Source organism: Flavobacterium caeni (genome assembly GCF_900101895.1).
In the GTDB taxonomy this organism is placed as follows: Bacteria; Bacteroidota; Bacteroidia; order Flavobacteriales; family Flavobacteriaceae; genus Flavobacterium; species Flavobacterium caeni.
Map to the genome: position 1 here is coordinate 13,092 of NZ_FMVF01000008.1, position 14,625 is coordinate 27,716.

11 protein-coding genes are annotated in these 14,625 nt (G+C 50.6%); 9 read left to right on the forward strand and 2 right to left on the reverse strand.

Translation table 11 applies throughout. The features are described 5' to 3' along the window. The first annotated feature begins 156 nt into the window (after positions 1 to 156). From BLP55_RS08905 to BLP55_RS08920, 4 genes are read left to right on the forward strand one after another with little or no spacing between them, the layout of a single operon-like run. Positions 157 to 2,124, forward strand: a complete 1,968-nt coding sequence (locus BLP55_RS08905) for a peptidylprolyl isomerase (protein WP_091142251.1) — start codon at positions 157 to 159, stop codon at positions 2,122 to 2,124. Next, positions 2,124 to 2,969, forward strand: a complete 846-nt coding sequence (locus tag BLP55_RS08910; protein WP_091142255.1) for a hypothetical protein — start codon at positions 2,124 to 2,126, stop codon at positions 2,967 to 2,969. The genes BLP55_RS08905 and BLP55_RS08910 overlap by 1 nt, the downstream gene beginning before the upstream one ends. After that, positions 2,953 to 4,362 carry a peptidylprolyl isomerase gene (locus BLP55_RS08915; protein WP_091142258.1) on the forward strand — a complete coding sequence of 470 codons (1,410 nt, stop codon included), beginning with the start codon at positions 2,953 to 2,955 and terminating at the stop codon, positions 4,360 to 4,362. The genes BLP55_RS08910 and BLP55_RS08915 overlap by 17 nt, the downstream gene beginning before the upstream one ends. 23 nt (positions 4,363 to 4,385) lie before the next feature. Next, positions 4,386 to 5,339: an AAA family ATPase gene (locus tag BLP55_RS08920; RefSeq protein WP_091142260.1), complete on the forward strand. Its 954-nt coding sequence runs from the start codon at positions 4,386 to 4,388 to the stop codon at positions 5,337 to 5,339. Here the strand turns inward: BLP55_RS08920 and BLP55_RS08925 are convergent. Continuing rightward, the gene (locus tag BLP55_RS08925) at positions 5,336 to 6,562 is read right to left on the reverse strand and encodes a T9SS type A sorting domain-containing protein (RefSeq protein WP_091142263.1); all 1,227 of its coding nucleotides are present in this window, start codon (positions 6,560 to 6,562) and stop codon (positions 5,336 to 5,338) included. The genes BLP55_RS08920 and BLP55_RS08925 overlap by 4 nt on opposite strands. 193 nt (positions 6,563 to 6,755) lie before the next feature. On the opposite strand from BLP55_RS08925, the gene BLP55_RS08930 reads away from it, so the two are divergent. After that, positions 6,756 to 7,805 (forward strand): sensor histidine kinase, encoded by a 1,050-nt coding sequence (locus BLP55_RS08930; RefSeq protein ID WP_091142266.1) that lies wholly within the window; start codon positions 6,756 to 6,758, stop codon positions 7,803 to 7,805. Beyond that, positions 7,802 to 8,521, forward strand: coding sequence for a LytR/AlgR family response regulator transcription factor (locus tag BLP55_RS08935; protein WP_091142271.1), 720 nt, complete (start codon positions 7,802 to 7,804; stop codon positions 8,519 to 8,521). The genes BLP55_RS08930 and BLP55_RS08935 overlap by 4 nt, the downstream gene beginning before the upstream one ends. Before the next feature lie 3 nt (positions 8,522 to 8,524). Here the strand turns inward: BLP55_RS08935 and BLP55_RS16995 are convergent, their stop codons facing one another. Beyond that, positions 8,525 to 9,655, reverse strand: coding sequence for a hypothetical protein (locus BLP55_RS16995; protein ID WP_170826829.1), 1,131 nt, complete (start codon positions 9,653 to 9,655; stop codon positions 8,525 to 8,527). A gap of 18 nt (positions 9,656 to 9,673) precedes the next feature. Here BLP55_RS16995 and BLP55_RS17000 point away from each other — a divergent pair, with 18 nt between their 5' ends. The 3 genes from BLP55_RS17000 (at position 9,674) to BLP55_RS08955 (ending at position 14,397) form a co-directional block, all read left to right on the forward strand. Beyond that, on the forward strand, positions 9,674 to 10,795 hold the full coding sequence (locus tag BLP55_RS17000; protein ID WP_170826830.1) for an acyltransferase family protein: 1,122 nt from the start codon (positions 9,674 to 9,676) through the stop codon (positions 10,793 to 10,795). After that, positions 10,792 to 11,889: an acyltransferase family protein gene (locus BLP55_RS08950; protein WP_091142282.1), complete on the forward strand. Its 1,098-nt coding sequence runs from the start codon at positions 10,792 to 10,794 to the stop codon at positions 11,887 to 11,889. Before BLP55_RS17000 ends, BLP55_RS08950 begins: the two co-directional genes overlap by 4 nt. A 243-nt stretch (positions 11,890 to 12,132) precedes the next feature. Beyond that, positions 12,133 to 14,397: an aconitate hydratase gene (locus tag BLP55_RS08955; protein WP_091142286.1), complete on the forward strand. Its 2,265-nt coding sequence runs from the start codon at positions 12,133 to 12,135 to the stop codon at positions 14,395 to 14,397. Positions 14,398 to 14,625 lie beyond the last annotated feature (228 nt).

Below are 14,625 nucleotides of genomic sequence, written 5' to 3' on the forward strand. Positions count from 1 at the left end.
ATATTGGGCGCTTAATAATTTTTTGTTAATAGTATGGGCTATTCTTGGATTATGGAGCCGAATTGTTATTTTTGTTGGCTCGATTTTTTTGCCGAACCTACACATCTTAACCCTGTTTTTCATCTGATTTTCAACAAATAAACCAAAGATACTATAATGAAAATGAAGCAATTGCTGTTCGGATTGTTCCTTTCTATCGGCGCAACGACTTTCGCGCAAAACGTTCAAAAAGAAGTACTTTTCACCGTCAACGACAAACCGTATTACACCGACGAATTTGCTAGGGTTTACAACAAGAATCTCGACTTGGTCAAAGACGAATCGCAAAAAGACCTCGACCAATACCTCGAATTGTTTATCGGTTACAAGCTTAAAATAAACAAGGCCAATAAGTTGGGTCTTCAAAACGGTGCCAATTACCAGAGCGAACTCAAAACCTACCGCGCGCAATTGTCCAAAAATTACGTGACCGATTCCAAAGTCACCAAGGAGCTTGTGGAGGAGGGCTACCAGCGTTCGCAAAAAGAGGTCAAGGCCTCGCACATTCTGATCACCGTAGACGAAAATGCCGCGCCCGAAGATACGCTCAAGGCCTACAACCGCATCTCTGATTTGCGTAAACGCGCATTGGCGGGTGAGGATTTCGGCAAATTGGCGCAGGAAAATTCGCAAGACCCATCGGCCAAGGACAACAAAGGCAATTTGGGTTACTTCTCGGCCTTCCGTATGGTTTATCCGTTCGAGACAGCGGCGTTCAAGACACCCAAGGGGCAAATTTCAAATCCGGTACGTACACGTTTCGGTTACCACATCATCAAGGTCGATGACGTTCGCGACAACCGCGGCGAGGTGCAGGTGGCGCACATCATGATCCTCAATCCGAAACCAGAGGAAGCCGACCAGGACAAGGCCAAGAATACCATCAACGACATCTACAAAAAACTGCAGCAAGGCGAGAAGTTCGAAGATTTGGCCAAACAATTCTCCGAAGACAAGTCGTCGTCGTCCAAAGGTGGTCAGTTGAGCCGATTTGGGTCGGGTCAGTTGAGCTCCGAAGAATTCGAGAACACGGCGTTTTCATTGACCAAAGAAAATCCGGTTTCGCAGCCGTTCCAGTCTAAGTTCGGGTGGCACATCGTCAAGCTCATCGAGCGTTTCCCGATGAAAACCTTTGACGAGGCCAAGGCCGATCTCGAGACAAAAATCAGCAAGGACGAGCGTTCGCGTCTGATTGCCAATTCGCTCAACGACAAATTGCGCAAAAAGTACAACGTCAAACGCGACAACAAGGTCTATGGCAAAGTCGTCAAGGCCGTGACGCCTGATTTTTACGAAAACAAATGGTCGTTGCCTACCGATACCAAGCCTACCGACGCCAAGTTGTTTGCGATCCAGGAGAAAGAATTCACAGGAACCGATTTCCTCAAATACATCCAAACCCGTCAAAAAGCGGGTAGCGGCATCAGACCGGCCAGCAAAATGGTCGACGCGTTCTACGAAAGCTATCTCGACGAGCAACTCAACGCCTATTACAACGACCATTTGGAAACCGAATTCCCAGAATTTGCGGCCGTCATGGAAGAATACCGCGACGGATTGCTGTTGTTCGATTTGATGGAAAAGGAAATCTGGGAGAAATCGAAAACCGATACCCTCGGACTCAAAAACTTTTACGATACGCGCAAAATGAACTACCAGTGGAAGAACAGGGTAGACGTCGTGATCGCATCATCGACCAACGAAAAAGCGGTCAAGGAAGCGCAAAAGATGCTCAAGAAAGGCAGCACCCCAGAGCAAATCAAAGAAAAATTGAACACCAAAGACAAGGTCGACATCATGACCAACGTAGGGACGTTCGAGGAAGGAAACGATGCCCTGCCCAAAGGACTCAAGTTCGAGGCCGGCGTGTCGGACATCACCAAGGACGGACAGTATTATTTTGTGACCAAGGTCAACAAGGTGCTTCCGGCAGGCGTCAAGACGCTCGAGGAGTGTAAAGGAAAATGCATCAACGATTACCAGCAATACCTCGAACAAGGTTGGGTAGACAAACTCAAGGGCGAGTTCACGGTGCGCGTCAAGCAAGATGCTTTCGAAAGGGTCAAGACGGCGCTCAAAAAGTAATGAAACGATGGGCTTATATAGGGCTGTTGTCGTGTTTTTCGTGTAGTTATTTTACGCCCGAAGCCAAACCCGAAGCCGTAGCAAGGGTCAACGACAGCTACCTGTATAAAGACGATCTCAAGAATTTGGTGCCCAAGGGTACGACGGCCGCCGACAGTGTTTTGATTGTGCGCAATTTTATCGACCGATGGGCGGCGCAAAAGCTCTTGATCGATCGCGCCGAAGTCAATCTGGGCGACGAGCAAAAAGCCGAATTCGATGCGCTGATCCGGCAGTACAAGGTAGATTTGTACACCAAGGCCTATCTCGAGCAAATCGTCAAGCAAACGGTCGATACGGTCGTTTCGGAAGCGGCGCTGCAGGAATATTACAAAGCGAACAAGGAGAATTTCAGGACCTCCGGATCGTTGGTCAGGTTGCGTTACCTCAGGTTGGACAAAGACAATCCGCGGTACGAAACCATCAAAAGCAAGTTCTTCGATTACCGCAAGTCGGATAAGAAATTTTGGGACACCTATGCATTGCAGTCCAAAGGTTTTGCGTTCAACGATTCGGTTTGGGTAGAGATGAACCAGGTGTACGCCAAGTTGCCGTTCATCAACCCGGACAACCGCGACCAATACATCGTGTCGGGCAAGAGCACCCAACATTCGGATTCGCTCGAGACCTATCTGGTCAAAGTCAGGGCCGTGATCGACAAAAACCAGGTGGCGCCCTATGAATACCTGAAGCCGACGCTCAAAGAAGTGTTGCTCAACAAAAGAAAGTTAGAATTGATAAAGAAATTTGAAAAGGAGATTACCGATGACGCCATCAAAGACAAAGATTATGAAGTGTATCAATAGCTATTTGGCGTTTGCCTTTTTGTGTGCATCGTTCGGATTGCAGGCGCAGGAAATTATCCGCGATACCACCGCGACGGCGGCCCAGCCCGATAAACCCGTCACCGAAAACCTCAGGAGAAAAATCGATGGTGTCATTGCTACCGTAGGCGACTACAACATCCTCGATTCGGACATCGACAAGACGTTTCTCGAGATTACCAGCCAGGGCGGATCGGTGGCAGGCATCACGCGTTGCCAGATGCTCGGCAAGTTGCTCGAGGACAAATTGTATGCGCACCAGGCCATCCAGGACAGTATCATCGTGACCGACGATGAGGTCAAGAGTAAGATGGAAGAACAAATCGGCTACATGGTCGAACAGCTCGGCGCGATGGACAAGGTGGTCAAGTATTTCAAGAAAGCCAACGAAGAAGATTTCAGGACCGATTTGTTCGAGATCATCAAAATGAACCGACTCACGGCCGAAATGCAACGCAAGATTGTCGATGCCGTAGAGATTACGCCAGAGGAAGTGCGCAGTTTCTTCAAAAAAATACCTGAAAACGAACTGCCGGTCTTTGGCGCCGAAATGGAGGTCGCGCAAATCGTGATCACGCCCAAGGTAACCGATGCCGAAAAACAAAAGGTCATCGACAAGCTCAAGGAATTCAAAAAAGACGTACAGGAAGGTTCGAGTTTTGCAACCAAGGCGGTGCTCTATTCGCAGGACAAAGCTTCGGTGCCCAACGGCGGTTTTTACAAAATGAACCGCAAAACGCCGTTCGTCAAGGAATTCAAGGACGTGGCGTTCAGCTTGGGCGAAGGTGAGATTTCGGAGCCGTTTGAGACGCAGTTTGGTTACCACATCATCTATGTCGAGAAAATCCGCGGACAGGAAGTCGATTTGCGACACATTTTGTTGACGCCCGAAATATCCGATGCCGCGCTCAAGGAGGCCAAGGAAAAAGCCGAAACGATCCGTACAAAAATTGTCAACAAAGAGGTGACTTTTGCCGATGCGGCGCGTACCGAGTCGGACGAAAAGGAAACCAAGGCCAATGGCGGTACGCTCGTCAATCCCAAGACGCAGGACACCAAGTTCGAACTGACCAAGATGGATCCGACGCTGTATTCGCAGGTGTCGAACCTCAAGGAGGGCGAAGTGTCGATCCCGCAAATCGACATCGAGCAGTCGGGTAAAAAGCGCTACAAATTGCTTACCGTCACCAACCGCATCGACCAGCACACGGCCGATTACGCCAAAGATTACATCAAAATCAAGGAACTCGCGCTCAAGGAAAAACAAATCGACGCGATCGCCAAGTGGTTCGACGAGAAAATCAAGGAAACCTACGTGAAAGTCAACGGCGAATACCGCAACTGCGAATTCACGAACAACTGGCTTAAAAAATAACAATAATCAATAAAAAATAATTGATGTCCGACGTAGCAGCAATCCAGAACCTGGTCCAGAAAAGAGCCGAACTCAAAAAGGAAATCGCCAAAATCATCGTAGGCCAGGAAGAGGTCGTCGATCAGATTTTGCTGAGCATTTTCTCGGGCGGGCACGCGCTTTTGGTGGGAGTTCCAGGATTGGCCAAAACGCTTATGGTCAATACGATTGCGCAAACACTCGGACTCGATTTCAAACGCATCCAGTTTACCCCCGATTTGATGCCGTCGGATATTTTGGGGAGTGAAATCCTCGACGAAAGCCGTAACTTCAAATTCATTAAAGGCCCGATTTTCTCGAACATCATCCTGGCCGACGAGATCAACCGTACGCCGCCCAAAACGCAGGCTGCCTTGCTCGAGGCGATGCAGGAACGCGCCGTGACCATCGCCGGACAAAACTACAAACTCGATTTGCCTTACTTTGTATTGGCCACGCAAAACCCGATCGAGCAGGAGGGAACCTATCCGCTTCCCGAGGCGCAGCTCGACCGTTTCATGTTCTCGATCAAACTCGATTACCCGACGTTTGCCGAGGAAGTACAAGTGGTCAAGAGCACCACATCGGACGCCAAACCTACCGTGAACGCGTTGTTTTCGGCGCAGGAAATCATCGATTTCCAACATTTGGTGCGTCGCGTACCCGTGGCCGACAACGTCATCGAATATGCCGTGACGCTCGTAAGCAAGACACGCCCGGACAATGCTTTGTCCAACGACTACATCAAGAATTACATCGATTGGGGCGCCGGGCCGCGCGCTTCCCAAAACCTGATCCTTGCGGCCAAGGCCCATGCGGCATTCAACGGCAAGTTTTCGCCCGATATCGAAGACGTCAAGGCCGTGGCAACGGGCATCCTGCGCCACCGCGTCGTCAAGAATTACAAGGCCGACGCCGAGGGCATTACGATCGAGAAGATCATTGCTTCGTTGTTTTAATTGCGGATCATTTTCTTGCTGGCCGTCGTTGCTCCCTGCTGTAAGGTATAGAAATAGATGCCTGTAGGCAGGTTGGTGTGCGACATTGTGATTTCGGTCCAGCCCATTTTTCCCGGTTCATTTTGCACGTCAATTACCCGACCATGGCTGTCGCGAAGCGTTACCGTAACCACCTCGCCGCTGGTCGAACAATAGCCGATGGTGGTTTGTGCTGCTTGTAAAATCCTAAAATCCTTAAGCTGGCAACCGCCCAGGTTGTCCCAACCCAACGCTTGTTCCGAGAAAATTTCGGTTTGCGTCAAGTAACCGTTGGCGTATCCGGCGGTACAGATCAAGTGCCATTGGCCATCGATGTAAATACTGGTGCTGTTTCCCGTGTTCCACGCCGTGGGTTTGGGTGGGAGCGCCGTCCAGGTATCGGTCGTGACGTTGTAATGGTAACATTCGTTCGATGCGGTTTCGAAGGTGTTGTCGGTACTTCCTCCCGTGAGGATGACCCCGTCGCGCCACGGGTACATGTCAAAAAAAGTGCGTGTGTTGCCAGGGAAAGGCGCGGCTTCGGTCCAAGTGATGTTAGCGCGGTCGTTTTGGTCTATCGTGCCCACGCGCACCGTGTTGAAGTAGGTGTTCGACAGGAACGCATTGGTGCCGCAGGCCCAAACGAGCTTGTCGTCTTTTACGGCAAAACCACCCCATGCCAAACTGCCGCTGGTTAAGATGGGCGTGGCCGAACGCCAATGGTCGGTGTGGGCGTTGTACAGCAGCGTATTGCCCGAATAGCTCCCAACGATGTACACGAGGCTGTCCTGATAAGTAACGGCGTCTGCATCGACAATCGGATACGGCATTTGTGCGACCTGCGACCAGCTGTCCTGGTTGATGCTGTATTTGTAGACGCGGCGCGTTGCCGTTCCCGGCGTAGTCGTTAGCCCACCAAAAGTGTACAGGCTGTCCTGGAGTACGGTGCTCGCGGCGCCCATTTTTCCGGTCGGATGTTCGGCCATGAGCGACCAGGTATCGCTGCCAAAGTTGTAACGTTGGTTTTTCTTGGTGATTTGGCCGTTGTAGTTTCGGCCCGATACCACAAACAGATAGCCGTCGCCTTGCGCGTAGCCGCCGGTATTGCCCGCCCGTACGTGCTCGGGCATGGGTGCGCCCGAAGTCCAGGTTTGTGAAAATAAGACCGCAGGCCAGCAAACCGCAAAAAGTAAAAGTGCTTTCATGATTTTTTACCTTGAAATTAAGATGATTAACAACGCGGCGGAACGACCCGTTGCAGAAAACCCACCAAGGGCTACCGGAAGAACGCGCAAGGCGACCAACGCGAAAACGCAGCAATTGCGTCCGTTGGTAGTAAAAACCAGGTCGTTGGTTGCAAACCCATGGCGGGCCGACCGAAATCGCTACCTTTGAAAGATGCGAAAAAGGTGGGTCAATCATTTTTTATTCTGGCTGTTGTATACCGCCTTCGAGATCTATACCGAATTCGAATGGTTTCTCGGGCAATACCATTTTTCGGTGGCGCGGTCGATAAGGGTTGCCGTACTGGCCGAGACCTTGTTGGTGCTCGCCGTCAAGATTCCGATGGTGTACGTGGTTTTTGGCGTATTCGAAAGATATGGATTCTCCAGGCAAAACCGACTACGGCTCATCGTTTGGACATCGGTCGCGCTGGTGGTTGCCGCGTTTTTGTCGCGCATGCTGACCGTGCATTTCATCTATCCCGAAATATACCAGCTCGAACCGCCCAGGTATTTCGCCGAATACCAAGGGCTCATCAATGCGTTCATGGACATCATTTTTATCGCCGGTATCGCCATTGCGCTCAAGCAACACAGCGTGAGCAACAAGTTGATTCGGCGCGAGAAGGCGTTGCAAAAGGAAAAACTCGAAACCGAACTCAATTTTCTCAAGGCGCAAATCAACCCTCATTTTATGTTCAATACGCTCAACAGCATCTATGCCTTGGCGTTGAAAAAATCCGACGACACACCCAGTGTGGTCGTGAAGCTGTCTGAGCTGTTGCGGTTTGTGCTTTACGAAACACAGTCGCGTTCGATTCCTATTGGCCGCGAGGTGGAATTTTTATCGGGGTATATTGCGCTCGAAAAAATGCGGTACGACGAACGGATCGATATTGATTTCAACGCCAAAGTAGACGACAACCAAACGCCCATCGTCCCGTTGCTGTTGGTGCCGTTGGTCGAGAACGCGTTCAAACACGGCGGTAGCGAGACGGTGGCGCGTGGGTTTATCCGCATCGATCTTGTGGTAGGCAATGGACGGCTCGACTTTAGCGTCGAGAATTCTTTTGAACCCGGTGCAAGTCCCGAAAAAAGCGGTATCGGACTCGCCAATTTACGCCGTCAACTGGAGTTGTCGTATGCCGATTTTCGATTGGAAACATCGGCCGATGGCGGTACTTTTGGCGCAACGCTACAACTAAACCTAACCTCCGTTCTATGAAACTCAAATGCCTGATTGTAGAAGACGAGCCGCTCGCGCGTGGCGTCATGGAAGGTTTTGTGGCCGAGGTTCCTTTTTTGGAACATGTAGGGTCATGCGCCGATGCGTTTGCCGCGATGCAACTGCTCAAAGATCAGCCCGTCGATTTGATGCTGCTCGACATCCATTTGCCCAAGCTCAAAGGGCTCGACTTTTTGGCGGCTTTGCAACATCCTCCTATGGTGATTGTCGCGTCGGCGTACCACGAATTCGCCTTGCAGAGTTACGAGTACAATGTGGTGGACTACTTGCTCAAACCGATTGCCTTTGGCCGATTTGTCGTGGCGGTCAACAAAGCGCTCGACAAAAAAAACAGTTCGGTACAGCCTCTGGATAATCCATCGGCAGGGCAGGAATTGCAGGTCAACGTGCACAAGCGCAAGGCCCGGATTGCCATCGACGACATCCTTTACATCGAAAGCCAGCGCGAAAACGTCAAGATTGTCACCACGTCCAGGACGGTGTTGACGCGCTATCCGATCAGCGAACTTGAGAAAGAACTGCCCGCGTCGTTTTTACGCATCCACCGATCGTTTATCGTCAACAAAACCAAGATTGACTTTTATGACGCGCACGATATTGAAATTGCCGGAAAAGATTTGCCGATAGGACGAAACTACAAAACCCAGGTGCTCGAGACGCTTGCGGGAAAAGCGGGTTTGGGCAGTGTAAAATGATAGTTATCGGTTCAAGATGCCGTCGAGCGCCGCATCGTAAAAAAACAAAAACATACTCCCCATCATGTCCTGGTCTATGGCGGTGGTGTTCTCGACCTCGAGTACCAGTTCGTATTGGTGCGATTTGTACAGCCAGATGCCTTCTTCTGAACTGAACGGTTCGATCTTGGTCAAACCAATGCGGTCCTTGTGGTTCACGATCCGGCTCACAAAAACCGGACGTTGCGCCGTACGGTCGAACAATGCAATGCGCGTCGCAAACGGATGCACGTGGATGGCCGCGGCGTGCAAACGCAAACTGTCGGTCATTTGCAATTGCGCATCAATCGAACTGCGGTAAACATTTCTTCCCGGCGGCACCACCCAATGTCCCGACAGTTTGTTGCCATGGCCGTCGTCGTAACTGTGGTTCTTGGTTTCTACCGGAATGCATTGGTTCGAAGCCGGATCGAGCGGCTGCTTGTACGGGTCTTTTTTGTCGTACGGCAATTGGATGAACACCGTACGGGTCATGAGCGGCTTGATCCCGCCGCTTTTTTCGTATCCGATTGTGACCTCGTGCTTGACAAGCTGGTTGATGTCGGGCAGGTTGTGGTTGAGCGATTGCGTGGTCACCAGCAGCCAGTCGTTGCCCTTCATCGGGATGCCGTAGCCTTTCGGGAACGCAAAATCTTCGAGCCCGTGCGAAAGCGATGTCATGCGCGGGTATTGTTTGCCGATGCGGTCGGTGAGCCCGAAATTCGTAAAATAGTTGACGTCGTTGAAATCGACATTCATGTGGCAGATGAAATCGTTCGAAAGCCGTTCTTTGGTTTTGGCGTCGAGTGCGCGCACGTGGAATCCGGTGATCCACAACAACGACGAATCTTTCGAAAGTTGCACATAATTGGACGCCTTGGGGCCTTCCATCGACTTGTAGATGCCGTCTATCAAAAACGTAGGGGAAATCATGACGTACTGTTTTGTTGCATCGCTCACGCGCCAGTCGCCGTCTACAATACCCGTTTTTTGAAGCAGTGTGGTCTTGACGATGGCCTTGTGTCGCGTGGGCAACACGGCATACCAGGCACCCGCGCTAATAATCAAAAGCAGCGCTACAACTGTTGCAATTTTGTATATCTTTGGTTTTCCCATAGACACAAAAATACACAAATGCCAGACAACCAGTTGAAGGAAAAAAATAAAATCTTCGGCCTCGACCTGATGCGCGTACTGGCCATTTTGCTGGTGTTGGCCGCGCATATTTTGTGGATTTACCAAGACTATAGCAACCTGCTGACCAAGGCGATCAATTTCTCTGGTTTCATAGGTGTCGAATTGTTTTTTGTCTTGAGCGGATTTTTGATCGGCAAGTCGTTGCTCAAATTGTTCGTCAACCCCGATTACAACTACAAATACGCGTCTATTTTCCTGCGTCGTCGGTGGTTCAGGATCATGCCCAACTATTTGCTGGTGCTCATTTTGAACATTGCCGTGTTCAGTTATTTGGGATACCAGATCGAGGGCGCTTGGAAGTATTTCTTTTTCCTGCAGAATTTCATCCATCCGATGCTGCCGTTCTTTCCCGAATCGTGGAGCATGTCCATCAAGGAAATCCCTTACTTTTTATTGCCGTTTGCGTTCCTGTTGCTGGCGCGCATCAAGGGGGCAAACCGCAACCGGCTGTTTTTGCTCACGATAATAGGTTCGATTGCCCTGGTGATGCTGGCCAAGGTCGAATACCACTTGCGTACCGATAACCATACGTTGGCCGCTTGGAACGTGTCGCTCCGGTCGGTGGCTTTGTACCGTATCGATGCCGTGATGCTCGGGATCCTGGCGAGTTGGATACAATACAACTTCCTGCACATCTGGACCAAAAGCGTTTGGTTTGGGCTGGTGCTGAGCCAGATGATCCTCGGCGCGCTGGCCTATCTGGTGGGGTTCGTCAAATTGCCCATCGAACAATATCCGGTGTTTTGGAACCTGTTGTTTTTGCCGCTCATTTCGGTGGCCGCGGCGCTGATGCTTCCATTTTTTGCACAATGGAAATCGGCGCCCGATGCGTTGCGCAAGCCCGTCCAGTTTTTGGGCGCGGTATCCTATTCGGTTTATTTGCTGCACTACAGCTTTGTGTTGTATTTGATGAAATATTTTATCGACACTTATTATATGGATTTGTGGCAACTGCATACCTTTACCGTGCTTTACCTTACCGTGACGTTTGTGGTGAGTTGGTGCCTGTATGAGTTTTTCGAACGGCCACTCATGAAAATCCGCGACGAGCGCATATGACAGAACAAAAAAATTTCGGTCTAGACCTGTACCGGGTGTCGGCAATTGTGACCTTGCTGTTGGCCAACGTGCTCAATTCGTTTCAGATCGCCAATCCTGCGATCGCGCAGTTCGCGCCCATTTTGGGTTTTCTATCGCTCGAAGCCTTTTTTGTGCTCAGCGGCTTCTTGCTCGCCAGGTCGTTCCATGGTGTTTTCATGGCCGAGACTTTTTCGGCACGCGATGCGCTACGGTTCGTCAAACACCGACTGTTGCGGATCTTGCCGTTGTACTGGCTCGTTTTGCTGGTCAATGTAGGGATCGCTTATGCGGTCGGATATCCGGTCGAAAGTTGGTGGCGGTTTGCGTTTTTGTGGCAAAATTTTTTCCAACCGATTCCGTCATTTTTCCCCGAATCGTGGGGATTGCCCGTCGTTGTTTTTGCGATGCTGATGTTTGTCGGATTGTTGACTTCGCTGGCCCGCGTGATCCGGCAACAGCACAAACCCGCGGTGTTCCTGCTAACGACTTTGGGGCTCATCGCCGTATTTCTTTGGACCAAGTGGCTTTACCATACCCAACACCAAACCAGCGACATCGCCACTTGGGACGCGACGCTCAAGACCGTTGCCGTGTACCGATTCGATTCGGTGTTCATCGGCGTGCTCTTTGGCTTGCTGTATTTGCAAGGCCGCAAGATTTGGGACATGGGTCAATGGATTTTTGCGTTCCTCGGATTTAATGGTCTGGTTTTTCTCGCGCTGGGCATCGGGGTTTTTCAGCTCGACATCGAATCGCATGCGGCGTTTTGGCATATTTTGTACTTGCCGCTAACGACCATCGTACTCGGCTGCTTCTTACCGCTTTTTGTGGCCTGGCAGACAGCGCCTTCTGTTTTTGGCCGAATCGTCTCGTGGCTGGCCCGCGCGTCGTATGGTATTTATTTGGTGCATTTCAGCATCGTATTGTTGTTGGTCGAGCATTGGCTTGTGGTCGACTTTTCGAACACCGGCCAATTGGGACTGCTCAATGCGGTATACGTCTTGGTGTCGGTCGTGCTGGGTTGGCTTTTGTACACCATCGAAAAAAGGCTTTCCGCCCGCGTCAGAGGCTAATTTAGAAGCATTCTAGCTTTGTCGAAAACGATGTAAATTTCGGAATCGGCAAAAAATCAACCTTAAATTAACAATTGCGTAAAATTTTAAGTCAAATCCAAAATTAGTGCAATAATAATCACTAAAAATGCCGATTTGGGAATAATAATCGGCTGAATCGTTTGTTTTGTTCAAAATCTTTCAACTGTTGGGGTAATTCCGTAAATTTGCACCGACAAAAACAAAAAAACAAACCAGACGATTATGGCTTTTGATATTGAAATGATTAAAAAGGTGTATGCCAACATGACCACGCGCGTCGATGCGGCGCGTCAGGTGGTCGGGAAACCGCTTACGCTGACCGAAAAGATTTTATACAACCACCTTTGGGAAGGCATGCCTACCCAAGCTTTTACCCGCGGCAAGGACTATGTCGATTTTGCGCCCGACCGCGTGGCCTGTCAGGATGCAACCGCGCAAATGGCGCTTTTGCAGTTCATGCACGCCGGAAAGCCTAAGGTTGCCGTACCCACTACGGTACACTGCGACCACTTGATCCAAGCCAAGGTCGACGCCAAGACCGATTTGGCGCGTGCCAAGCAACAATCCAACGAAGTATTTGATTTTCTTTCGTCGATCTCGAACAAATACGGGATCGGTTTCTGGAAGCCGGGCGCGGGCATCATCCACCAGGTGGTACTCGAAAATTATGCGTTCCCAGGCGGGATGATGATCGGGACCGATTCGCACACCGTGAACGCGGGCGGACTCGGGATGGTGGCCATCGGTGTCGGTGGTGCGGATGCGGTAGACGTGATGTCGGGTATGGCTTGGGAGCTTAAATTCCCGAAACTTATCGGCGTTAAATTGACTGGAAAATTATCGGGCTGGACCGCACCCAAAGATGTCATTCTTAAAGTAGCCGGAATCCTGACCGTAAAAGGTGGAACCGGAGCCATCGTTGAGTATTTCGGCGAAGGCGCGACGGCCATGTCGTGTACGGGTAAAGGAACCATTTGCAACATGGGTGCCGAGATTGGCGCAACAACATCTACATTCGGTTACGACGATTCGATGGACCGCTATTTGCGTTCGACCGATCGTGCCGATGTAGCCGATGCGGCCAACGCCATCCGCGAATATTTGACAGGCGATCCAGAAGTATACGCCAACCCTGAACAGTATTTCGACCAAGTGATCGAAATCAACCTTTCGGAACTCGAGCCGCATTTGAACGGCCCGTTCACACCCGATTTGGCCACGCCGATCTCTAAGATGAAAGAAGAGGCGATCAAAAACAACTGGCCATTGCAAATCGAGGTCGGACTCATCGGATCGTGTACCAATTCGTCGTACGAAGACATCGCGCGTTCGGCTTCCTTGGCCAAGCAGGTGGCCGAAAAGAACCTCAAGACCAAGGCGCAGTTCACCATTACGCCAGGTTCCGAGCAAGTACGCTATACGATCGAGCGCGATGGGTTCATCGATACGTTCGACAAAATCGGGGCGACCGTTTTTGCCAACGCCTGCGGACCGTGTATCGGGATGTGGGACAGGGAAGGTGCCGAGAAAGAGGAGCGCAACACCATTGTACACTCGTTCAACCGTAATTTTTCGAAACGTGCCGACGGCAACCCGAACACCTTGGCTTTCGTAGGATCGCCTGAATTGGTGACCGCACTGGCCATTGCAGGAGATCTGTCGTTCAATCCGCTTACCGATACGCTCATCAACGAAGACGGTCTCGAAGTCAAACTCGACGAGCCTACCGGGAACGAATTGCCGCCGCGTGGTTTTGCCGTAGAAGATGCGGGCTACCAAGCGCCTGCCGCCGACGGATCGGGCGTTCAAGTGCAAGTAAGCCCAACATCGGAACGTTTGCAATTGCTCGCGCCGTTCGATCCTTGGGACAAGAAGAACATTATGGGCGCCAAGTTGCTCATCAAGGCGTTCGGCAAATGTACCACCGACCACATTTCGATGGCGGGACCATGGTTGCGTTTCCGCGGCCACCTCGACAACATTTCGAACAACATGCTCATTGGCGCGATCAACGCCTACAACCAAAAGGCCAATTCGGTCAAGAACCAATTGACAGGTGAACACGATGCGGTTCCGGCGGTGCAACGCGCCTACAAAGCGGCGGGTATCCCGTCGATCGTGGTGGGCGACCACAACTACGGCGAAGGTTCGTCGCGCGAGCACGCTGCGATGGAGCCGCGTTTCTTGGGTGTAAAAGCCGTTCTCGTAAAATCGTTTGCACGTATCCACGAAACGAATTTGAAAAAACAAGGCATGTTGGCCTTGACGTTTGCCAACGAAGCCGATTACGACAAAATCCAGGAAGACGATACGATCAACTTTACCGATTTGACCGAATTTGCACCGGGCAAACCGCTCACGCTGGAATTCGTACACAAAGATGGATCGGTCGACATCATCATGGCCAACCACACCTATAACGAAGGGCAAATCGGTTGGTTTGTGGCAGGATCTGCGCTCAATTTGATCGCTGCCGAAGCGAAATAATTTTTAGTTACGTTCTATTGTAAGAAACTCCCGATAACGGGAGTTTTTTTTTGAGCCTTAACGAAAACGTTTTCGCTGCAAGCCGTTGACAGTCAACTGTAACAACTTTTTTTGCCAATTAACGCCAGTCGTCGATTTTTTGGTTTTTCGACATCGATTATCGCCAAAATTGACTTGTTAAATTTTTGAAAACGGACACAATTTTCATTGGGAAGGACGTGTGTATTC